We start from the raw sequence: 21,465 nt of genomic DNA, 5'->3' as shown, positions 1-21,465 counted from the left end.
GAATATTCTCTGGCGGGCAGCTGTGTGCTGGCGCGGCGCTTGCGTAGCGAAGAGGCGAAGCCGTATCCAAGCAGGCTCGATAGACACGGCCGCCCAGTAAGCCCCCTGCTCCACCGAAAGCCATCCGAGCACTGATCCATGTTCCGCATCCTTCACAGCATTCACGAAGTCAGCGCCCCGCAATGGGACGCCTTGCACGATGGCCAAGTCTTCGTGCGCCACGCTTTTCTCGCTGCGCTGGAGGATTCCGGCAGCGTCGGCGGTGCCAGCGGCTGGACGCCGGCCTACGCCAGCCTCTGGCAAGACGATCAGCTGATTGCCGCCGCTCCGCTCTACGCCAAGTCACATTCCTGGGGCGAATACGTCTTCGACTGGGCCTGGGCCGAGGCCTACACTCGCCACGGCCTGGCCTATTACCCCAAGTGGCTGTGCGCCGTGCCGTTCTCGCCAGTGCCGGGCGCGCGCCTGCTGGCCCGCGACGCAGCGCATCGTGCGGCGCTGCTGCAAGCGATGCTCGCGCATGCTGAACGTAGCGGCTATTCCTCGCTGCACCTGCTGTTTCCCGATCGGAGCAGTCTAGACGCCGGACTCGCGCAGGCTTTGCTCCAGCGCAGCAGTGTGCAGTTCCACTGGCACAACCAGGGCTACGCCAGTTTCGATGCCTTCCTGGCCACTCTCTCGCATGACAAACGCAAGAAGATCAAGCAAGAGCGGCGCAAGGTGGCGGAAGCCGGCGTCCGTATCGAGGTACTTGAAGGTCGGCAGATCACGCCGGAGCACTGGCGCTATTTTCATCGCTGCCATCGCAACACCTACGCACTGCATGGCGGGCGGCCCTATCTGAACGAGGACTTCTTCCAGCGCCTGGGGCAAGCGCTGCCCGAGCACTGCGTCTTGCTGCTGGCGCAACGTGATGAGAGCAATGTGGCGTGCAGCCTGCTGCTGCGCGACGAGCAGCAGCTCTACGGTCGCTACTGGGGCGCGACCGAAGCAATCTCTTGCCTGCATTTCGAAGCCTGTTATTACCGCCCGATCGAATACGCCATCGACCAACAACTGCTGCGCTTCGAAGGCGGCGCGCAGGGCGAGCACAAACTCGCACGCGGACTCGATCCGGTGAGCACACATTCCCTGCACTGGATCGCCGAGCCACGCTTCCGTGAGGCCATCGCGGACTTCCTGCAACGCGAGGCCAGCGGCATCAGCCAGTACGTCGACGAACTCAACGAGCACTCCGCTTATCGGAATTCCTGAGCCGCTCATTCGCGCCGCTTCAAGCCCGCTCCGTCGCGCGCCGTTATGCGCCAAACCACGTCCATAGCGCGTGGCGCCATTCAAAACGGAAAGGGAGTGAGATGAAGAAAACCCTGCTGCACATTCTGCTCGGCAGCGCTGGCCTGATCACCATGCATTGTGCGAGCGCCGCCAATCAAGGCGTATCGCTCGGTATCTCGACCCTTGGCGCGGGCGTCGCCTACACCTACGGATTCACTCCATCCGCATCGCTCAGCGTCGGCTACAACGCATTTGATTTCAATCGCAAAGCCAGTGAAAGCGGCGTCAATTACGATGGCAAGGTCAAGCTGCGCACGCTTGAGCTGCTCGGCGGCTACCATCCCTTCCAGGGCAGCTTCGCGATCCAGGCTGGCGCCCTCTACAACGACAGCTCGATCAGCGCCAATGGCACCAGCAACGCGACCTCGATCACCATCAACAACGTCACCTACACCGGCACGGCGCCGCAAGCGCATTACGAAAGCAAGTTCTCCAAGAGCAAACTGTCGCCCTATCTTGGCGTCGGCTGGAGCGCCAATCCGCCCAGCAAGCCGGGCCTGGCTTTCAATGCGCGCATCGGCGTGCTGTATCAAAAATCATCCGGCACGCTGACGGTCAGCGGCGTGACGGACTCGACCGGTACGCTGGAGAGCAACCGCGCAGCGGCCGAAAAGAAGCTCAATGACGACGTCAACAAACTGAAGTGGTATCCCGTCGTCGGCATCGGCGCCTCCTACAGCTTCTGAGGCGCTCCGCACAAACAACAAAGGCCGCAATTACAGCAATACAGCTCGGTTACGGCGTATCCAGTTTTTAAGCGCTGGATATTTCGTCGCAAAGGCCGCCGAGAAAGACAGAAGGTCCGCAAAGGAAAGCAAGCGTCGCTTTTCTTTGCGGACCTTTGCTTCTCCTTCGCGCCCTTCGCGTCTATATATCGGCGGACAAAAATGCAAACTGCCTGAATCAACGGTATAGCCTGCAATTGCAGGCCTTCGTTTTGGCTGAACGCGCTGATCAGGCGCCCAGGCGAGCGAGCACGCGCTCGCGGCCGAGCACTTCGAGCACCGCATCGATGGACGGCGTCTGGGTCACGCCGAGCAGCTTGACGCGCAGGGGAATCGCCACCTGCGGCATCTTCAGTCCCTTTTCAGTGCAAGTCTCCTTGATCGCGGCGGACAGCGCGGCCTTGTCCCATTCAGCTCCCTGCAAGCGTGCAGCCAGCGCGGCCAGCGCATCCTGCGCTGCTTCGCTCAGGTGCTGGGCGATCAGCGCTTCATCTGCCTGCACGGCGCTGTAGTACGGCGCCACGGCATCCGCAATCTCGACCAGGGTGGCGGCGCGCTCGCGGTAGAGCGCGATCACTGCGGCCAGATCCGGCCCGCCTTCGATCGTCACATCACGCTTGGCAAGACGCTCGGCGATGTCTGCCGCCAACACCTCCGGCGCCGTCTGCTTGATGTAATGCGCGTTGAGCCACTTGAGCTTCTCGGTATTGAACTGCGCGGCCGAGGGCGTGATGTGGTCGAGGTCGAACCATTCGACGAACTGCGCACGCGAGAAGACTTCGTCATCACCGTGACTCCAGCCCAGGCGCGCCAGATAGTTGATGACGGCTTCCTTGAGGTAGCCGTCCTCGTGATACTGCATCACGCTCACCGCGCCATGGCGCTTGGAGAGCTTGGTGCCGTCGTCGCCAAGAATCATCGACAGATGCGCGTATTGCGGCACCGTCGCCCCCAGCGCCTTGAGGATGTTGATCTGGCGCGGCGTGTTGTTGACGTGGTCGTCGCCGCGAATCACCTGGGTGATGCCCATGTCCCAGTCATCGACCACCACGCAGAAGTTGTAGGTCGGTGTGCCGTCGGCGCGGGCGATGATGAGGTCGTCCATCTCCGCATTGGCGATCTCGATGCGGCCCTTGACCAGATCGTCCCAGGCCACCACGCCATCGGCCGGGTTCTTGAAGCGCACCACCGGCTGGATGCCTGCCGGCACAGCGGGCAAGGTCTTGCCCGGCTCGGGACGCCAGCGACCGTCGTAACGCGGCTTTTCGCCACGTGCGCGCTGCGCTTCACGAATCGCCTCCAGTTCCTCCGGCGCCATGTAGCAGTAGTAAGCCGTGCCCGCCTCCAGCATCTGCGCAATGACTTCCTTGTAACGCTCCATGCGCTGCATCTGATAGAAAGGACCTTCGTCGTGCGCGAGCTCCAGCCAGTTCATGCCATCGAGAATGGCCTGCACGGCTTCCGGCGTCGAGCGCGCGACATCGGTGTCTTCAATGCGCAGGATGAATTGCCCGCCATGGCGACGTGCATAAGCCCATGAAAACAAGGCGGTACGCGCGCCACCAATATGAAGATAACCCGTCGGGCTGGGTGCAAAACGGGTACGGACAGGAGTGCTTGAGGTTTGGCTCATGGGATCAGAATCGGGCTGCGATGCAAAAAAAGCTATTTTACGGCAGAAGACCTTTGACGAACGCGAAAACCCTCTCTATAATCGCGCCTCTCTGATGACGAGGCAGCAATTGCTCCTCAGTTATTTAGGCGGTTAGCTCAGTTGGTAGAGCACGTCCTTCACACGGACGGGGTCGTTGGTTCGAGTCCAATACCGCCTACCAGATTCCCGAAAAGCCCGACGCGAAAGCGCCGGGCTTTTTCATTTTCAAGCCGCGAAACCGCCCACGACCGGTGTACATGCGCTCGGTGTGCCAACGCACCGAAATCCCTCCCGTATTACGCGAGCATGGCCTTACTGAGCCCTCCGGGCTCGCGACGCGGGAGCTCCGAGCATGAACAGCAGATCAAATAGCCAGCGCACGTTCGTCAAGCTGTTGTGCGCCCTCAGCAGCAGCACAGCCCTGCTCCTGAATCCGGCCGCCAGCAGTGCCCCAACGACCAGCTCGCCAACCGTGCCGGCCACACCGCGCAGCGACGGGCTCGCCTCCACGGCCAGCGATGCGGCTATCACCAGCAAGCTCAAGCTCAAATTGGCAGGCAATAGCGCGCTCAAACAATCCGACATCAGCGTCAGCACCTTCAATGGCGTTGTCACGCTCTACGGCGTGGCCAGCAACCGCGCAGCGAAAACACTCGCCGAGGCAGAGGCCACCCGCATCGAGGGCGTCAAAGGCGTCGATGCCAGCGCGCTGCTGATCGGTAAATGAAGCCGCCGGCGCCACTTCACTCTGCGACTCATCGGGACACCATCGCCATGCACATCAAATCCACACTGGGCATTGCCGCACTCCTCGTGAGCGCGCAAGCCATGGCCCAGATCACATTCTATGAAGGTAGTGACTTTCGCGGCCGCGCCTTCACGACCAGCAAATCGCTCAGCAATTTCCAGCGCGGCGGCTTCAATGATCGCGCTTCCTCGGTGGAGGTCAGTCGCGGTCGCTGGCAGGTTTGCTCCGATGTCGGCTTCAAGGGGCATTGCGTGATCCTGCGCCAAGGCAGCTACGATTCCTTGCAGGGCATGGGCATGCAACGACGCATCTCTTCAGTACGCCCGGCCAGCGCCGCTCAAGGCCGCAGCGGCAAAACGCCGGAGCCGCTGGCGCAGGCGGATTACGCCTATCGGCGGCGTCCGGATGAGCGCACTTACACGATAGCCGTCAGCTCGGTCCGTGCCGTGGTCGGCCCGCCGACCCAGCATTGCTGGGTTGAGCGCGAACAGGTGACGCGGCCGCGCGCAGAGGCGAATGTCGGTGGCGCGATTGTCGGCGCCATCCTGGGCGGCGTACTCGGTCATCAAGTGGGCGGCTATCGGCTCACGCGCCGGTCGGGAAGACGAAGTCGGCAGTCGCGAGATCCGCCGCTGCGAACAAACGCCCAGCGGCCCGCCCGACTACTGGGACGTCAGCTATCACTTCCGCGGTCAGGAACATCGCGTGCAAATGAGTGCGCCACCGGGACCGACCCTGGTGGTTAATGCCGACGGCATTCCGCGCCAGTAAGCCTGCACAGCGAAGCTGCAGAGCAGCCACTGCCGCGTGCCAAGAGAGCGACAGACTCTGGCCCAAGCGCTCAGGCGCGGCTTGCGACAGCGCTTTTGCGGCGGTGGATCAAGCGCGACAGCCCCAGAACCAGCACATCGAGCATGCAGTAAAACGCACCGGCGGCCAGGGGCGGATTGGTGGTGGGGATGTGCAACAGCGGCACCTCGCTGTGCCAGCGCCAGTTACCGACCCATGTCGCGAAAACCTCCATGATGAGGGCGATGAGGAACATCCAGACGTAGAAACGCCGGGCGCTGCGGCTGTAGTACCAGCAGACGAAGAACATCAGCCACAGCGGCAGACTCAGCTGATCGATACCGCTGATCGCCAGCACGGCGACCACGAGGCCGCTGAGCAGCGGCATCGCGTCGAGCAGGCGTGCGGGCACGCGCACAACAGTGTTGAGACCGAACCAGAACAGCAGCACATGACCAGGCGGCACGAAGAGCGGGATGTTGTGCAGGCGGTAGTCGTACAGTCCCCAGACCAGGGACAGAATGACTTCACCGGTGGTGGCTAGAATCAGGCAGGCGATCAGCGCCGGCCGCGTGGCGGGCGCTTCCAGCACCAGCAGCGCAAGATAGAGCAGCCAGATGAAGGCGCTGACAGCGCCCTGCCCCCAGGGCGCGCAATACTGATCGATCAGCGCGCCACAGGCGATGCTCGGCGGAATCAGCCAGAGCAGGACGCGCGCCAGACCAGACGTACTGGACGATGGCGCGCCGGCGATCAAAGATCAGCCTCGACCAGATTGCCCTTGGCTTCCATCCAGGCGCGGCGGCCCGAAGCTTCGCCCTTGCCCATCAGCAGATTGAACAAGGCATTGGTCTGCGAATTGGCGTCGATATCGACGGTGACCGGCAGCACGCGGCGTGTGGCGCGGTCCATCGCGGTTTCCTTGAGCTGGTCGGCGCGCATCTCGCCCAGGCCTTTGAAGCGGCCGACTTCCAGCTGCTCGGGCTTGTAGCCTTCTTTGAGCAGGCGATCGCGGAAGGTGGCGAGTTCTTTTTCATCGAGCGCGTAAAAGCGCCGCGCCGGGCGCTTCTTGCCCTGCGCCGGCACGTCAACGCGATACAGTGGCGGCAGCGCAATGAACACATGGCCGCGTGCAATGAGGCGCGGGAAGTGGCGCAGCAGCAGCGTGAGCAACAGGGTCTGGATGTGCGAGCCGTCGACGTCGGCATCGGCCATGATGATCAGCTTGCCGTAGCGCAGATTGGCCAGCACGCTGTCGGGCGCATCGGCGGTGTGCGGATCGACACCGATGGCGACCGAGATGTCATGGATTTCAGCATTGGCGAACAGGCGGTTGGGGTCGATTTCCCAGGCGTTCTGCACCTTGCCGCGCAAAGGCAGAATCGCCTGCGTTTCGCGGTCACGCGCCATCTTGGCCGAGCCGCCGGCCGAGTCACCTTCGACGAGATAGAGCTCGTTCTCGGCGATGTTCTCGCTCTCGCAATCGGAGAGCTTGCCTGGCAGTACGGCGACGCCGCTGCTCTTCTTCTTTTCGACTTTCTGCGCATCCTTCAGGCGCGACTGCGCCTGCTTGATGGCCAGCTCGGCAATCGCCTTGCCGTGTTCGACGTTCTGGTTGAGCCAGGCTTCGAAGGGATGCGTCAGCATCGAAGAGACCAGCTTGACCGCCTCACGCGAGTTGAGCTTTTCCTTCACCTGCCCCTGGAATTGCGGGTCAAGCACGCGGGCCGAGAGCACGAAGCTCATCTTGCCGCAGACATCGTCCTGCTGAATCTTGACGCCCTTGGGCAGCAAGCTGTGGTGCTCGATGAAGCTCTTCACCGCATCGAACACGCCGGCGCGCAGGCCGGATTCGTGCGTGCCGCCCGCCACCGTGGGGATCAGGTTCACATAGCTCTCGGAGAGCTGCACGCCATCGAACCAGCCAAAGCACCAGGCGGCACCCTCGCCTTGCGCGTAATCTTCGTCCGCGCCGGCATAGGCCTCGCCGGTGTAGAGCGGTGCCAATGCTTCGGCGCCGGCGGTCATTTCGCGCAGGTAGCCGGCCAGGCCGTCGACGTAGCGCCATTCCTGGCGCGCCATGCTGCCATCGGCCTGCTCGACATCGAGCGCCACCTTGACACCCGGCAGCAGCACCGCCTTGGAGCGCAGCAGGCGCTCGATCTCGGCCAGCGGCACGCGCGGCGAGTCGAAATATTTACCGTCCGGCCACACGCGAACCCGCGTTCCAGTCTGCTTGCCGCAGGTGCCGGCATCGACCAGCTCACCGATCTGGCGGCCGCCGTCGACAAAGGCGATCTGGTGCACACGCCCTTCGCGGCGCACCTCGACTTCGACCCGTTGCGACAGCGCAGTGGTCACCGCCACGCCGACGCCGTGCAGGCCGCCGGAGAAAGCGTAAGCCGAATTGCCGCTCTTCTTGTCGAACTTGCCGCCGGCGTGCAGCACGGTATAGGCCAGCACCACCACTGGCAGACCTTCAACCGGATGCAGGCCGACCGGAATGCCGCGACCATCATCGGTGACGGCCACCGAACCGTCACGGAACATGGCGACATGGATGTTCTTGGCAAAGCCGGCAAGCGCTTCGTCGGCCGCGTTGTCGATGACTTCCTGCACCATGTGGCAGGGCGAATCGGTCCGCGTGTACATGCCGGGCCGCTCGCGCACGGGCTCCAGGCCCTTGAGAACGCGGAAGGAAGATTCGTCGTATTGTTTCTGGCTCATGGCAAGACTGTGTGGCGTGAAGGCGGTGATTGTTTCATAGATTGCCGGCCTGACCACGGGGCGCGGCAACTTGCGGCAAAGACCTCAGCTCAAGCGGGCAACCACAGGCAGCGCGCTTTTTTGGCAATGTCCTGCAGCAGCTTGTCGTGCTCGGCCATTTCCTGCTCGCTGGCGCGCAGGATGCGCATTGGCGGCCGTTCGGCGGCATGCGCACGGCGCTCGGCCTGGCTGTTGGCGGCAGGCTCTTCGAGGCCGATGGTGAGCGTCTCCTGGCCACGCGTCATGGCCAGATAGACTTCGGCCAGCAGCTCCGCGTCGAGCAAGGCGCCGTGCAAGGTGCGGTGCGCATTGTTGATCGCGTAGCGCTCGCACAAGGCGTCGAGCGAAGCCTTCTTGCCCGGGAACATCTCCTTGGCCATGCGCACGGTGTCGATCACGCTGGGGCATAGCGCGCTCAGGCGGCTCATTTCCAGACGTTCGAGTTCCATGTTGAGGAAGCCGACGTCGAAGCTGGCGTTGTGGATGATCAGCTCGGCGCCGCTGACGTAATCGACGAACTCCGCCGCAATCTGCGCGAAACGCGGCTTGTCGCTCAGAAAATCATCCGACAGGCCGTGGATGCGTTCGGAGTCGCCCACCTCGCGCTCGGGATTGAGGTAGATGTGATAGTTGTGACCGGTGAGCTTGCGATTGGCAAGCTCCACACAACCGATTTCAACGACACGGTCGCCGGTCCGCCAGTCCAGGCCGGTGGTTTCCGTGTCGAGAACGATCTGCCGCATCAGTCAGCCCGCGATTCGCAAGTCTTGACGAGCGATTGGTAGATCGCCACGAAGTCCTCGGCATTGAGCGCAGCCGAACCGATCAGGCCGCCATCGACATCGGGCATAGAGAACAAGCTGGCGGCATTGCCAGGCTTGACGCTGCCGCCGTAGATGATCGGCATGCGAGCGGCAAAGCTGGGGTCGCGCTGGGCGACACGCGAGCGCAGGAAGGCGTGCTCGGTCTGCACGATCTCGGGCGTCGCGGCGATGCCGGTACCAATGGCCCAGATCGGCTCGTAGGCAATGATGACCTGGTCATGCGCGGTGCGGATGTAGCCGAATGCAGCGTCGAGCTGACGTGCCAGCACTTCGTGGGTGCGGCTCTTGTCGCGCTCTTCGGCGGTCTCGCCGACGCAGATGATCGGAATCAACCCGGCATCGATGGCGGCCAGCGCCTTGCGGCCCATCAGACCGTCGTTTTCGCCCTGATAAATACGGCGTTCGGAGTGGCCGATGATGACGTAGCCGCAACCGAGTTCCTTGAGCATGCGCGGCGAGGTTTCGCCGGTGTAAGCGCCTTGCAGGTGATCGGAAGCGTTCTGTGCGCCAAGCTGGATGCCGGTGCCTTCAACCAGGCTCGCCATTTGTGCGATGTAGGGAAAAGCCGGGCACAGCACCATGTCCACATAGGGTGAGAGCGCCGGCTGACGCTCACGAATGGCATTGAGGAGCGTGGCATTGGAAGCCAGGCTGCCATGCATTTTCCAGTTGCCGACAAGCCAATATTTCTTCATATATTCACCTGGTTGATGTCAATGCTTGCGGAAGAACAGCGGCATGCGCGCCTTCCTGAATCCGTAATTCTATCGGGCTTGGCGCCGTTTCCCTACTGCGCCTTTCACTGATCCCGCCATTCGCGCAGACAGGCCAAGGCCTGTTCGATGCGGTCGACCGCGCGCACCTCGATGCCGGCAATCGGCTGCTTGGGCGCATTGGCACTGGGGATCAGCGCCAGTTCGAAACCGAGCTTGGCGGCCTCGCGCAGGCGCTCCTGACCACGCGGCGCGGGGCGGATCTCGCCAGCCAGACCGATCTCGCCAAAGATCACCAGCTTGCGCGGCAGCGCGCGGCTGGTCAGCGAGGAGACAATCGCCAGACACACCGCAAGGTCGGCCGCCGGCTCGCTGATTTTCACCCCGCCTACCGCGTTGATGAACACATCCTGATCGGCGCAGACAATGCCGGCATGGCGATGCAGGACGGCCAGCAACATCGCCAGACGGTTCTGCTCCAGCCCCACCGAGAGGCGGCGCGGGCTGGGACTGCTGGCACTATCGACCAGCGCCTGGATCTCCACCAGCAAGGGCCGTGTGCCTTCCTGGGTGACCAGCACGCAACTACCCGGCACCGGCTGCGGATGCTGCGAGAGAAACAGCGCGGAAGGATTGCTGACGCCGCGCAAGCCCTTGTCGGTCATCGCAAAAACGCCCAGCTCATTGACCGCGCCGAAGCGGTTCTTGAAGGCGCGCACCAGACGGAAGCTCGAATGCGTGTCGCCCTCGAAATACAGCACCGTATCGACGATATGTTCGAGCACGCGCGGCCCGGCCAGCGCACCATCCTTGGTGACATGGCCGACGAGGATGATGCAGGTGCCCGTTGCCTTGGCGTGACGCGTCAGCTGGGCCGAACATTCACGCACCTGGGCCACCGAACCGGGCGCGCTTTGCAGCGCTTCGGAGTACAGGGTCTGGATCGAATCGATCACCGCCACCGCGGGCTTGGCCTCGCGCAGCTGGGCGAGAATCTTCTCCAGCGAGATTTCCGGCAACAGCGGCATTTCGCCGCAATCGAGCTGCAGGCGCCGCGCACGCATCGCCACCTGCTCGGCCGATTCTTCACCGCTGACATAGAGCACGCTCTGCGTCTTGACGATGCACGACAGCGCTTGCAGCAACAGCGTGGATTTGCCGATCCCCGGATCGCCGCCGATCAGCACCACCATGCCCGGCACCAGACCACCGCCGAGCACGCGGTCGAGTTCCTCGACGCCAGTAGGCTGGCGCGGTGCTTCGCGCGGATCGATCTCGGCGAGCTTCTGCAGCTTGCCACTGCCATCGGCCAGCGAGGCAAAACGCGCTGTCGCAGCAGTTTCGGCGACGCTCTCGACCAAGGTATTCCACTGCCCGCAGCCGGTGCACTGCCCCTGCCACTTGGGACTTTGCGCACCACACTCGGTGCAGACGTAGACGGACTTGGCCTTGGCCATTCAGTCCCTCACCGGCACGCGCGGCGCCAGGGCACAGAACAGTTCATAAGAAATGGTGCCGGCAGCCGTTGCCACTTCGTCAGCCGGCAAACCATCGCCCCACAGCACCACGCGGGAGCCGATCTGCGCGGCAGGAATGCTGCTCAGATCGCAGGCCAGCATGTCCATCGAAACGCGACCGAGGGTGCGCGTGAGAATGCCATCGACGAGGATCGGCGTACCGGTGCCGGCATGGCGCGGATAACCATCACCATAGCCGCAGGCGACGATGCCGACGCAGGTCGGCTCGGTCGCTACGAAGCTCGCCCCGTAACCGAGCTGGTCGCCCGCTTGCAGGTACTGGATCGCAATCAGCTCGCTCTCCAGGCTCATCACCGGTTTGAGCCCCAGCTGCACAGCAGATTCAAGCTGCGGCATCGGCGACGCGCCGTACAGCACGATGCCCGGACGTACCCAATCGGCATGGCTGTGCGGAAAGCGCAGCAAGGCGGCAGAGTTGGCGGCACTGCGCGGCAGATCGCTGCCTGCCAGCGCCTGCTCGAAGCGCGCCCACTGCGCATCGATGCCGGCACCATCGGCGCAGGCAAAGTGCGTCATCGCGGTGATGCTGCGCACTGCGCTGCAGGTACGCAGGCGGGCAATCAAGGCCGGCACTTCCTCCGGGCGAAAACCCAGACGGTTCATGCCGGTATTGATCTTGAGGAAGACATCCACGCTGCGCGGCAGCGCCTCTGTCTCAAGCAGGCGCAGTTGCGGTGCCGAATGCAGCACCACACTCAAATCGTATTCAGCGGCCTGCTGCAAACCTTCGGCATCGAAGAAACCTTCGAGCAAGAGGATAGGCTGGGCAAACTGCGCCTGGCGCAGCTGCAGCGCTTCGCTGATGTCGAGCAAGGCGAATCCGTCGGCAACATCGCGTACTGCTTCGGCACAGCGCAGCAGGCCGTGTCCGTAAGCATTGGCCTTGACCACACACCAGGCACGCGCCTGCGGTGCCCGCGCCTTGGCCAGCAGGTAATTGGAGCGGAAGGCGGCGCGATCGATGCGCGCGAAAATCGGACGCATGAGCTCAGAGCAAGGAGGCCGTGGGCGTAACGTCTGCGGGCGCTTCACTGAGCTCGCGCATGTGGCTCACCACGTACTCGGCAAAGGTGGAATGCAGGCGCGCACGGAAACGATCCTTGGGCACCAGCACATTGAGCTTGGAATACAGGCGCGGCTCCAGCGAGATCGCCACCAAGCTGCCCTCACGCAGATCGCGGCGCAGCGAGGCACGCGAGACGATGGCGAAACCGGTGCCTTCACGCACCAGGTGCTTGATGATGGTCAGGCTGCCCAGCTCGGCCGTGCGTTGCAGGGTTTCCGGCGGCACATCGCCATCGCGGAAGAACTGCTCGGCCAGTGCGCGGATCGCCGCCCCCGGATCGCGATCCACAAAGGGGAAGGGTTGCAGGTCGATCGGCCGCAGCGAGCTGGCCGCAGCAAGCTCATGACCCGGCGGCACGACAACCATCAGCTCGTCGCTGAACGCCAGGGTGCACTCGAGATCGGGATTGCTCGAATCGCGTTCGACCATGCCGACATCCAGCTCGTGCGCGGCGACGCGGTTCTCGATGTTTTCGGAGTTACCGACGAACAGACGCGGCACCACGCGCGGATACTTCTGCTTGAAGTTACCCAGCAGCCGCGGCAACCAGTAAGCGGCAATCGTCGGGCTGGCGCCGATGGTCAGCACACCGGTGAGCTCGTCAGTGAGCTCATTGATGCGCACTTCCATTTCGTCGGACAGGCCGAGTATTCGCTCAGCATAGGCAAACACGATGTCGCCAGCGGGGGTCAGGGACACCTTGCCATGGCCACGGTCGAGCAGTCGCGTGTTGAACTGCTCTTCCAGCTGCTTGACCTGGAAGGTCACCGCCGGCTGCGTCATGAACAAGGTTTCAGCGGCACGGGTAAAGGACCCGAGACGCGCCACGGCATGGAATACCTGCAGTCTTCTATCGGCCAAGGTGCTGCTCCGCAACATAAACAATGCTTATCGCGAATTGCATCACAAAGCCCGCCACAAGGAAAGCCCCGCCGACAAGTAAAGTACAGCAAAGGGCCGCATTTCCTGCACTGCGCTACGGGCGGCACGAACAGCTGTGGTATAAACGCCGATCCGTACCTGAACCGGGCTACGCGACCCTGCATCTGCAAGGGCGCGTGTTGTAGACGAGCCGAGCTCCGGCAGTACACACAAAAGGTTTTCGATGGGCTTTGGGTTCTATATCGTCATGGCAGCGCAGTTCTTCTCCGCGCTGGCCGACAATGCGCTGCTCATCTGTGCCATCGCCTTGATGCGCGATCTGCAGGTACCAGCTGAGTACGATTCACTACTGAAGACTTCGTTCACGATTTCTTACGTCGCGCTCGCCGCCTTCGTCGGTGCTTTTGCCGATTCGATGCCGAAGTGGCGGGTTATGTTCATCAGCAATGGCATCAAGATCGTCGGCTGCACGATGATGCTGTTCAGCGTGCATCCCCTGCTCGCCTACGGCATCGTCGGCCTGGGCGCTGCAGCGTATTCGCCCGCCAAGTACGGCATCCTCACCGAGATGCTGCCGCCAGCCAAACTGGTCAATGCCAATGGCTGGATCGAAGGCTTGACCGTCGGCGCCATCATCCTCGGCACCTTGCTGGGTGGCCAGCTGATCGAAGGCAGCTTCCACGACTGGGCGCTGTCGCTGAACCTGCCCTTCATTACCTCCAGTGCCCAGGTCAGCATCCTGGTGGTCGGCGTGCTCTATCTGCTGGCCGCCGTGCTCAACCGCTACGTGCCCGACACCGGCGTGACCTGCAAACCGCTGCGCAATGACCCGATCTACCTGATCCGCGAATTCGCCCATTGCACCAGCCTGCTGTGGCGTGACCGTCTCGGTCAGATCTCGCTGGCAGTCACCACCTTGTTCTGGGGCGCTGGTGCGGCCCTGCAATTCATCGTCATCACCTGGGCCACCTCCGGGCTCAACCTCAACCTCTCCCAAGCCGCGCGCCTGCAAGGCGTGGTCGCCATCGGCGTGGCCATCGGTGCGGTATTCGCCGCCCGCCTGCTGAGCCTGCGCCGCTCGACCACCGTCATTCCGATCGGCATCGCCATGGGCTTGATCGTGCCGCTAATGGTCTTGCTGCCGCTTATCCCGCACATCACCCTGCAGGGCCCCAGCTTCGAGCTGTTTGGCTACAGCTTCAACTGGGAATTCCATGTGCGCATGCTGGCAGTGATGTTCATGATGATTGCCGTCGGCGCGCTGTCCGGTTATTTCGTGGTGCCGATGAATGCGCTGCTGCAGCACCGTGGCAACAGCCTGATGGGCGCCGGACACTCGATCTCGGTGCAAAACTTCAACGAGAACATCAGCATCTTGGTGATGACTGGCACCCTTCCGCTGCTGCTGGGCGCCGGTATCTCGATCAATGTGGTGATCGTGCTGTTCGGCAGTTTCGTCGCCGGCATCATGTACTTGATCAAGCGCTGGCACGAAGCGAATCAGCGCCTCAGCGACGATCTGGCCAAGCTGCCCGACAACTGCTCGCACTGAGCAGGGTGGGGCCGCAAAGCGGCCCGCTCAGCCTGCTGAACGCTGCTTGGCCATCACATCCATGGCAAAGCAAAGATCTTCCCAAGCCTTGGCTTTGTCCGGCAGATTGCGAAGCAGGTATGCCGGGTGATAGGTCACCACCAGCGGAATCCCGGCGTAGTGATGCAGCTTGCCACGCGCGGCAGCAATGCTCGTCTCGCTGCCAAGCAGGGTCTGCGCGGCCGGCCGGCCGAGCGCGATCAGCACACGCGGCTTGACCAGTTCGATCTGCTGCACGAGATACGGCCGGCAGGCAGCGATCTCCTCGGCCTCAGGCGTGCGATTGCCCGGCGGGCGACATTTCACGGCATTGGCGATATAGACATCCTTGTCACGCTTCAGGCCAATCGCCTGCAGCATCGCATCGAGCAGCTTGCCGGCCTGGCCGACAAAGGGCTCGCCCCGTTCATCTTCTTCCGCGCCCGGGCCTTCGCCGACGAACATCCAGTCGGCCTGACGATCACCGACGCCGAACACCGCCTGCTTGCGCGCCTTGCACAATCCGCAGGCGCTGCAACCCGCAACTTCTGCGGCCAGGCCATCCCAGTCGGTCGGTATGCGACGGCGCTCGCTCGGCAGTGCATTCAGTGCGTCATCGGGCACGTCGATGATCTGCTCAATCAGCAGCTCACGGCTTGCCTCCCGTGCCAGATCATTGATCAGCTCATCTGCCGGATAGTCGGCCAGCTGCGCCATCGCCTGCTCTGCAACACGCGGAGCAGGCGCAGGTTCAGGCGCAGGTTCAGGCGCTGATTCGGGCGTTGATTCGGGCGTTGAGCCCAGCGCGACGGCCACTTCAGGCAAGGATGGCTGCGGCGCGGCCTGGCGCAAGCGCCACAGCGGTTTGATGCCCATCTCGGCCAGCACACGGGTTCGATCGATCACAGCGCTCTTCTCATCACGATGGCGTCTTCACGCCCCTGGGGCGCCGGATAATAGCCTTTGCGTACGCCAATTTCGCTAAAGCCCCACTTTTCATACAGCCGCAAGCCCGCCGCATTGGAGCGGCGCACTTCGAGAAACATCTGCGTCGCGCCGCCCTGGCGTGACACGGCACAGAGCTGATCGAGCAGCAAAGAGCCCAGCCCGCGACCACGCAATGCTTCCAGCACGCTGATGTTGAGCAGATGCGCTTCATCGAGCACCAGCATCAGCACCGCGTAACCACAGGCTTCGCCTTCCAGCTCGGCGACCCAGCTGCTATAGCCGGCGTGCAGCGAATCCGCGAAGTTTTGCCGACTCCAGGGAAAAGTGTAAATCTCGCGTTCGGCAGCGCTGACCCAATCAAGATCGGCGCCACTCATCGGACGGAAGGCCAAGCTCACGCGCGGCCTCCGGCCGCCAGGCGCTCGGCCGTAGTCAGGGCGATGCGATTGCGCACGTAATCGGGGGCGGCCAGCGCGGCATCCAGCCAGTCTTGCGGCGCACGTGCGGCCAGCGCGGCGACACTGCGCGCACGCGGCACGGCCTGCGCGTCAATCACCGTCAGATGCGGGCCGAGACGTTCATCCAGCGCTGCAGCATAAGCGCTGAAAGCCGAACCGATGCCCTGCCAGCCAGCACCTGCCGGCAGCGGTACGGAGCCCGGCGGTACGCAGCAGATCTCGCCCAGTGCCTGCGGTATGCCCTCCTGCAGCTCGAACAGCGCGCAATACACTTCGCTCATGCGCGCATCGACCGCGCAGTAAAGGCGTTGGTGCTCGGCAGCAAAAGACCAGGCCAGGGCCTGCAAGGAACTGATCGCTGCGACCGGCAAATCGGCCCCCAGCGCCAGGCCTTGGGCCACGCCACAGGCCAGGCGCACGCCGGTAAAAGCGCCCGGCCCGCAGCCGAAGGCGATCGCATCAAGGGCCTGCAGTCCCTGCCCGGCTTCAGCCAGCAGGCGATGAATCGCCGGCAGCAAGCTCGCCGAATGCGTGTTGCCGCCGCGCGGCAAGTGCTGTTCGAGGCACTCGCCCTTGATCCACAATGCGACCGATGCTTCCTCGCACGAAGTTTCGATGGCGAGAATGCTGCAAGCACCCGCCTGATGATTGTTTGCCAGATTGCCCATGCGGGCATTGTAACCGCGCATCGCAAATCCTCGTGCGAAGCTCGGCCGCCGGGCATCTGCCCACACACAGGAGGAAGACAATTGACCACTCTCGCCACGCTGGCCGTCGCAGGCATTGCTGCCCTGCAAACCTATATCCTGTTGCTGGAAATGTTTTTCTGGGACAAACCGCTGGGGCTGCGTAGTTTTGGCCACAGCGCCGAGCAAGCTGCGGCCTCACGCGTGCTGGCGGCCAATCAAGGGCTTTACAACGGCTTTCTAGCGGCAGGCCTGATCTGGGGCCTCAGCCTGGGTGAGGCCGGGCGCGACATCGAACTGTTCTTCCTCGGCTGCGTGCTGAGCGCCGGCGTGTTCGGCGCCCTCACGGCGCACATCAAGATCCTCTGGGCGCAGGGGCTGCCCGCAGCGCTGGCCATGATCCTGGTTTTGCTGGCATCCTGAGCGGATGAGTAATTCTTCGAGATGGCGTCCGCCGCCCCTGCTGCTGGCTTCCTTGGCCCTGCACGGTACAGTATTGGGCGTACTGATCGCCCAGCCGATCTGGTGGCGCGGCGCCCTGCTGGCCCTGATCATCAACCATCTGCTGCTGGCCGCAGTCGGGCTGTGGCCGCGCTCAAACTGGCTCGGCGTTAATCTGACGCGTCTGCCTGCGACGCCGGCAACGCACAACGCTGTCGCCATCACCATCGACGATGGGCCCGATCCGCAGATCACGCCGCAGGTGCTGGAGATCCTCGCGAAGCACAAGGCGCAGGCCAGCTTTTTCTGCATTGGTCGCAAGCTGCACGATCAGCCCGCGCTGGCACGCAGTATTGTAGCGGCGGGACACGCCATCGAAAATCATTCGGAACATCATCGCCACAATTTCTCACTGCTCGGACCCGCCGCAATGGAGCGCGAGGTGGCCCAGGCGCAGGCAAGCATCAGTAGCCTGAGCGGGCGTCGGCCGTTTTTTTTCCGGGCGCCGGCAGGCTTGCGCAACCCCTTTCTCGATCGGGTACTGCACCGTCAAGGCCTGCGTCTGGCCAGCTGGACCCGGCGCGGCTTCGACACCCGCGAGCGCAATGCGCAAAAAGTGCTCGCGCGGCTGCTAGATGGATTGCGTGCGGGCGACATTCTCCTGCTGCATGATGGCAATGCCGCACGCGACGGAAGCGGGCGAGCGATCATCCTGGAGGTACTACCTCAGCTGCTCAAGGAAATCGAGGCGCGCGGTTTACGGACAATCAGGCTGGATCAGGCGCTGGACGCCGATGGCAGTCTCGTCGCTCAATCGCGATAGGCATCACGCAATTCGCGGCGCAACTGACGGCGCTCTTCTGGCGTCAGGCGACGCAAGGCGCCCGCCTCTTGTGCGGAAGGCGCGACAAAGCGCCCCATTTCGTGACGCTCGACAGGCCTGGGGCGAAGCTCTTCGGGCGACTCACGCGGACCTGGACGCGGCCCGTACTGGCGCAACTCCTCGCGCAAGCCTTGCAAGCGCTCGCGCCGCTCGGGCGCCATAGCAGGACGCTCGCGCCGTTCAATCGCGGGCGGGCGCACATAGACCTCGCGCTCGCGTGGCTGTGCCTGCGCAGCGGGCAAGACGCCCATCAGCACACACCACGACACACCCAGCCAGACTGCCCGATTCTTCATTACCACTCTCGACGTTTGGGGCGTGAAAGCCACAATTGAGCTTTGAACCCTATACCTGCATCTTCGTCCACACGCAGGAAAGCTGCTGTACCACGTGGTAGCAGCTTGTAAGCAAATGTAATCAAGCCGCCGCCAGGCAACAGATCCTCACACTTGAGCGGCAAAGACGCTGACACAAACGCAACAAGTGCTTAGGATGGCGCCATGGACAAAGATCGTTTCCGCATTCTCGTCATCGATGATGACGCCCGCCTGCGTAGTCTGCTAGACCGTTATCTTGACGAGCAAGGCTTTACCGTCAAGGCTGTTGCAGATGCGCCACAGATGGACCGCGCCCTGGCGCGTGAGCACTTCGACCTGCTGGTACTCGACCTGATGCTACCCGGCGAAGATGGCTTGTCGATCTGTCGCCGCCTGCGCGCCGCCAACAATCTGGTGCCGATCATCATGCTCACTGCGCGCGGTGATGAAGTTGATCGCATCGTCGGGCTGGAGGTCGGCTCCGACGACTACCTGCCCAAACCCTTCAACCCGCGTGAGCTGGTGGCACGCATCCACGCCGTATTGCGCCGCCGCCCCAAGAGCCTGCCTGGCGCACCGCTGGAAGAAGATGGCATGGTCAGCTTCGGTCAGGTCAGTGTCGATCTGGGTGCCCGCCGCATGGAACGCGCGGGCGAAGACGTGCCGCTGACCACCGGCGAATTCTCGCTGCTCAAGGCACTGCTGCTGCATCCACGCCAGCCGCTGTCGCGGGACAAGCTGATGGAGATGGCACGCGGCCGCGAATACGATGTCTTCGATCGCTCCATCGACGTGCAGATCTCGCGCCTGCGCAAGCTGGTTGAGGAAGATCCGGCCAAGCCGCGCTACCTGCAAACGGTGTGGGGCTTTGGCTATGTCTTCGTGCCTGACGGTAGCAAACACGCCGGCAAGGACTGATGCCCCGACTCCGCTTTCCCTGGCCACGCACCCTGTTGTGGCGGACCTTCCTGCTCATCGTGCTGCTGATGGGCTTGTCGCTGTTCGCCTGGTTCCAGATCTATCAGCAATTCGCGATCAAACCGCGCACGCATCAGACGGCGCAAATGGTCTACAGCATCGTCAATCTGACCCGCGCAGCGCTGCTCGCATCGGATGCCACGCAGCGCACGGCCTTGCTGCAGGATCTCATCCACATGGAAGGCATCCGCGTCTATCCGGCGGAGAGCACCGACCAGATTGTCGCGGCGAATGAATCGGCTTTCATGCGCGGCCTCGCAGATGAACTGCGCCTGCGCCTGGGGCCGAGCACGATCACCGCATCCTCACTCGAAGGACAAACCGGCTTCTATGTCAGCTTCATTCTCGACCCCTACGCACCGGATGATCGCTACTGGCTGATGATTCCCGCCGAGCGCGTGGCACGGGGCGATGTGGTCGGCTGGATCGGCTGGGGGCTCGCGGTCGCCCTGCTGTCGATGATCGGCGCCTACCTGCTGGTGTTCGGCATTACGCGGCCGCTCAAGGCACTGGAACAAGCGGCGCGCAGCGTAGGCCGCGGTGAGTTGCCACCGCCACTGCCAGAGAAAGGCTCACGCGAAATGGCTGCGGTGGCCAATGCCTTCAACCAGATGTCACGCGACCTCAACCAGCTCGAATCCGATCGTGCGCTGATCCTTGCCGGCGTCTCGCATGATCTGCGCACGCCTTTGTCGCGCCTGCGTCTGGGCATCGAGATGTCCGGCGCCAGCGCCGCCGATATCGCAGCGATGAGCACCGATATCGACGACATGGATCGGGTGATCAAGCAATTCCTCGACTTCGCCCGCGATGCGCATTCCGAGAGCAGCGAGCCTTGCGAACCCGGCGCCCTGCTCGACGAGCTCGCCGAACGCTATGCACGGCGCGGCGCCCGCATCAGCGTCAGCCGCCACACCAGCGTCACGCTCAATCTGCGCCCGCAATCGATTCGCCGCGCCGTCACCAATCTCATCGATAACGCATTGCGCTACTGCCCGCCCGACACCCCCATCGAGCTGCGCCTGGACGTGCAGGCCACGCAGATCTTCATCGATGTGGTTGATCAGGGGCCGGGCATTCCGGCCGATGCCGTCGAGCGCCTCAAACGCCCCTTCACTCGCCTGGAGTCCGCCCGCAGCAATGTGCAAGGCTCGGGGCTCGGACTGGCCATCGTCGAACGCATTGCCCGCCTGCATGAAGGTGCGCTCGACCTGCTGCCCAATCCGGCCGGTGGCCTGATTGCCCGCATCCAGTTGCCGGGCAAGCTTCGCCACAAGGCAGGCCTCGTACGAAACCCGCTGACAGAGCAGTCGACTATAATCGCGCGATCATGAAATTTCTTTTCGACTTCCTGCCCATCGTGCTGTTCTTCGTCGCCTACAAGCTGGGCGACATCTACATCGCGACCAAGATCACCATGCTGGCCACGCTGGCGCAGCTGCTGATCAGTAAATTCATACTCAAGCGCCTGGACAAGACCCTGCTCAGTTCGGCCGCCATCGTGTTTGCCTTGGGTAGCCTGACGCTGATCTTCCACAACCCCAATTTCATCAAGTGGAAACCGACCCTGGTCTATGCTTGCATGGCGCTGGCGCTACTGGTCAGCAACAGCGTCTTCAAGCGCAACCTGATCCGCGCAGCCATGGAAGAACACCTCAAGCTGCCCGAACCGATCTGGGGTCGCCTGAATCTCGCCTGGATCCTGTTCTTCGTCGCCATGGGCATCACCAATATCGTGGTGGCCTACTCGGTGTCTGAAGCCATGTGGGTCAATTTCAAGCTCGCCTGCATCGGCATCACCCTGCTCTTCTGTATCGGACAGATGCTTGTACTGGCACGCTATCTGCCAAAGGAACCGACATGAGCAACACCGCAGACAAGATCCGCCAGGCGCTGAGTGCATTGCAGCCGAACACCCTTGAACTCAGTGATGACAGCCACGAGCACGCTGGCCATGCTGGCAACCGTGGCGGCGGACATTACAGCGTGCGCGTGGTGTCCAGCCAGTTCGAGGGCTTGTCCACGGTAGCGCGCCACCGCCTGATCTACACGACACTCGGCGCGCTGATGAAGACCGAGATCCACGCGCTGGCCATTGCAGCCCAAACGCCTTCTGAAGCATCGACGACTGCGTAGTTGTCACC

23 protein-coding genes and 1 tRNA gene are annotated in these 21,465 nt (G+C 62.9%); 12 read left to right on the top strand and 12 right to left on the bottom strand.

The genetic code is table 11. The features are described 5' to 3' along the window. Positions 1-138 precede the first annotated feature (138 nt). Together ABDB84_RS13940 and ABDB84_RS13935 are read left to right on the top strand one after the other, a co-directional pair. Positions 139-1,254, top strand: a complete 1,116-nt coding sequence (locus tag ABDB84_RS13940) for a GNAT family N-acetyltransferase (RefSeq protein ID WP_345920352.1) — start codon at positions 139-141, stop codon at positions 1,252-1,254. Positions 1,255-1,355: 101 nt separating this feature from the next. After that, complete coding sequence (locus ABDB84_RS13935) at positions 1,356-2,021, top strand: hypothetical protein (protein ID WP_345920351.1); 666 nt, start codon at positions 1,356-1,358, stop codon at positions 2,019-2,021. Positions 2,022-2,289: 268 nt separating this feature from the next. On the opposite strand, the gene gltX is transcribed toward ABDB84_RS13935, so the two are convergent. Then, entirely contained in the window at positions 2,290-3,693 is a 1,404-nt protein-coding gene (gltX, locus tag ABDB84_RS13930) for a glutamate--tRNA ligase (RefSeq protein WP_345920350.1), read from the bottom strand. Positions 3,694-3,819: 126 nt separating this feature from the next. Here gltX and ABDB84_RS13925 point away from each other — a divergent pair. From ABDB84_RS13925 to ABDB84_RS13915, 3 genes are all read left to right on the top strand, one after another. Continuing rightward, positions 3,820-3,895, top strand: a tRNA-Val gene (locus tag ABDB84_RS13925). 171 nt (positions 3,896-4,066) lie between these two features. Then, positions 4,067-4,441 carry a BON domain-containing protein gene (locus ABDB84_RS13920; protein WP_345920349.1) on the top strand — a complete coding sequence of 125 codons (375 nt, stop codon included), beginning with the start codon at positions 4,067-4,069 and terminating at the stop codon, positions 4,439-4,441. Between the two features lie 47 nt (positions 4,442-4,488). Continuing rightward, on the top strand, positions 4,489-5,208 hold the full coding sequence (locus ABDB84_RS13915) for a beta/gamma crystallin-related protein (protein WP_345920348.1): 720 nt from the start codon (positions 4,489-4,491) through the stop codon (positions 5,206-5,208). A gap of 95 nt (positions 5,209-5,303) precedes the next feature. Here ABDB84_RS13915 and ABDB84_RS13910 read toward each other — a convergent pair whose 3' ends face one another. From ABDB84_RS13910 to ABDB84_RS13880, 7 genes are all read right to left on the bottom strand, one after another. Next, complete coding sequence (locus tag ABDB84_RS13910) at positions 5,304-6,008, bottom strand: hypothetical protein (RefSeq protein ID WP_345920347.1); 705 nt, start codon at positions 6,006-6,008, stop codon at positions 5,304-5,306. Next, on the bottom strand, positions 6,005-7,978 hold the full coding sequence (locus tag ABDB84_RS13905) for a DNA topoisomerase IV subunit B (RefSeq protein WP_345920346.1): 1,974 nt from the start codon (positions 7,976-7,978) through the stop codon (positions 6,005-6,007). Before ABDB84_RS13905 ends, ABDB84_RS13910 begins: the two co-directional genes overlap by 4 nt. An 89-nt stretch (positions 7,979-8,067) precedes the next feature. Continuing rightward, positions 8,068-8,760 (bottom strand): DNA polymerase III subunit epsilon, encoded by a 693-nt coding sequence (dnaQ, locus tag ABDB84_RS13900; RefSeq protein ID WP_345920345.1) that lies wholly within the window; start codon positions 8,758-8,760, stop codon positions 8,068-8,070. Beyond that, the gene (gene tpiA, locus ABDB84_RS13895; RefSeq protein WP_345920344.1) at positions 8,760-9,536 is read right to left on the bottom strand and encodes a triose-phosphate isomerase; all 777 of its coding nucleotides are present in this window, start codon (positions 9,534-9,536) and stop codon (positions 8,760-8,762) included. Before tpiA ends, dnaQ begins: the two co-directional genes overlap by 1 nt. Positions 9,537-9,640: 104 nt before the next feature. Next, a complete protein-coding gene (radA, locus tag ABDB84_RS13890; protein ID WP_345920343.1) occupies positions 9,641-11,011 on the bottom strand; it encodes a DNA repair protein RadA in 1,371 nt (456 codons plus the stop codon). Then, complete coding sequence (alr, locus tag ABDB84_RS13885) at positions 11,012-12,076, bottom strand: alanine racemase (RefSeq protein WP_345920342.1); 1,065 nt, start codon at positions 12,074-12,076, stop codon at positions 11,012-11,014. A gap of 4 nt (positions 12,077-12,080) precedes the next feature. Continuing rightward, positions 12,081-13,019 carry a LysR family transcriptional regulator gene (locus ABDB84_RS13880; RefSeq protein WP_345920341.1) on the bottom strand — a complete coding sequence of 313 codons (939 nt, stop codon included), beginning with the start codon at positions 13,017-13,019 and terminating at the stop codon, positions 12,081-12,083. Positions 13,020-13,263: 244 nt separating this feature from the next. Here ABDB84_RS13880 and lplT point away from each other — a divergent pair, with 244 nt between their 5' ends. Then, positions 13,264-14,592, top strand: a complete 1,329-nt coding sequence (gene lplT, locus ABDB84_RS13875; RefSeq protein WP_345920340.1) for a lysophospholipid transporter LplT — start codon at positions 13,264-13,266, stop codon at positions 14,590-14,592. Positions 14,593-14,619: 27 nt separating this feature from the next. On the opposite strand, the gene ABDB84_RS13870 is transcribed toward lplT, so the two are convergent. From ABDB84_RS13870 to tsaB, 3 genes are read right to left on the bottom strand one after another with little or no spacing between them, the layout of a single operon-like run. Then, complete coding sequence (locus ABDB84_RS13870; protein WP_428715098.1) at positions 14,620-15,516, bottom strand: uracil-DNA glycosylase; 897 nt, start codon at positions 15,514-15,516, stop codon at positions 14,620-14,622. Then, entirely contained in the window at positions 15,513-15,956 is a 444-nt protein-coding gene (gene rimI / locus ABDB84_RS13865; protein WP_345920339.1) for a ribosomal protein S18-alanine N-acetyltransferase, read from the bottom strand. Before rimI ends, ABDB84_RS13870 begins: the two co-directional genes overlap by 4 nt. Beyond that, positions 15,953-16,705 (bottom strand): tRNA (adenosine(37)-N6)-threonylcarbamoyltransferase complex dimerization subunit type 1 TsaB, encoded by a 753-nt coding sequence (gene tsaB / locus ABDB84_RS13860; protein WP_345920338.1) that lies wholly within the window; start codon positions 16,703-16,705, stop codon positions 15,953-15,955. Before tsaB ends, rimI begins: the two co-directional genes overlap by 4 nt. A gap of 60 nt (positions 16,706-16,765) precedes the next feature. Between tsaB and ABDB84_RS13855 the strand changes: the two genes are divergently transcribed. Both ABDB84_RS13855 and ABDB84_RS13850 read left to right on the top strand, forming a co-directional pair. Continuing rightward, positions 16,766-17,125: a DUF1304 domain-containing protein gene (locus ABDB84_RS13855; RefSeq protein WP_345920337.1), complete on the top strand. Its 360-nt coding sequence runs from the start codon at positions 16,766-16,768 to the stop codon at positions 17,123-17,125. 73 nt (positions 17,126-17,198) lie between these two features. Beyond that, a complete protein-coding gene (locus tag ABDB84_RS13850) occupies positions 17,199-17,966 on the top strand; it encodes a polysaccharide deacetylase family protein (protein WP_345920336.1) in 768 nt (255 codons plus the stop codon). On the opposite strand, the gene ABDB84_RS13845 is transcribed toward ABDB84_RS13850, so the two are convergent. Continuing rightward, positions 17,954-18,322, bottom strand: a complete 369-nt coding sequence (locus tag ABDB84_RS13845) for a hypothetical protein (protein WP_345920335.1) — start codon at positions 18,320-18,322, stop codon at positions 17,954-17,956. The genes ABDB84_RS13850 and ABDB84_RS13845 overlap by 13 nt on opposite strands. Positions 18,323-18,526: 204 nt before the next feature. Between ABDB84_RS13845 and ompR the strand changes: the two genes are divergently transcribed. Genes ompR through ABDB84_RS13825 form a run of 4 tightly spaced genes read left to right on the top strand, consistent with a single transcriptional unit; the run spans position 18,527 to position 21,457 of the window. Further along, positions 18,527-19,261 (top strand): osmolarity response regulator transcription factor OmpR, encoded by a 735-nt coding sequence (gene ompR, locus ABDB84_RS13840; RefSeq protein ID WP_345920334.1) that lies wholly within the window; start codon positions 18,527-18,529, stop codon positions 19,259-19,261. After that, positions 19,261-20,655 (top strand): ATP-binding protein, encoded by a 1,395-nt coding sequence (locus ABDB84_RS13835; protein ID WP_345920333.1) that lies wholly within the window; start codon positions 19,261-19,263, stop codon positions 20,653-20,655. Before ompR ends, ABDB84_RS13835 begins: the two co-directional genes overlap by 1 nt. Beyond that, entirely contained in the window at positions 20,652-21,185 is a 534-nt protein-coding gene (locus tag ABDB84_RS13830; RefSeq protein WP_345920332.1) for a septation protein A, read from the top strand. The genes ABDB84_RS13835 and ABDB84_RS13830 overlap by 4 nt, the downstream gene beginning before the upstream one ends. Continuing rightward, entirely contained in the window at positions 21,182-21,457 is a 276-nt protein-coding gene (locus tag ABDB84_RS13825) for a BolA family protein (protein WP_345920331.1), read from the top strand. The genes ABDB84_RS13830 and ABDB84_RS13825 overlap by 4 nt, the downstream gene beginning before the upstream one ends. Positions 21,458-21,465 lie beyond the last annotated feature (8 nt).

It is taken from the genome of Uliginosibacterium sediminicola (assembly GCF_039631295.1).
Lineage (GTDB): Bacteria > Pseudomonadota > Gammaproteobacteria > Burkholderiales > Rhodocyclaceae > Viridibacterium > Viridibacterium sediminicola.
The sequence above is the reverse complement of the archived record's forward strand: the minus strand, read 5'-3'. Positions and strand labels throughout refer to the sequence as shown.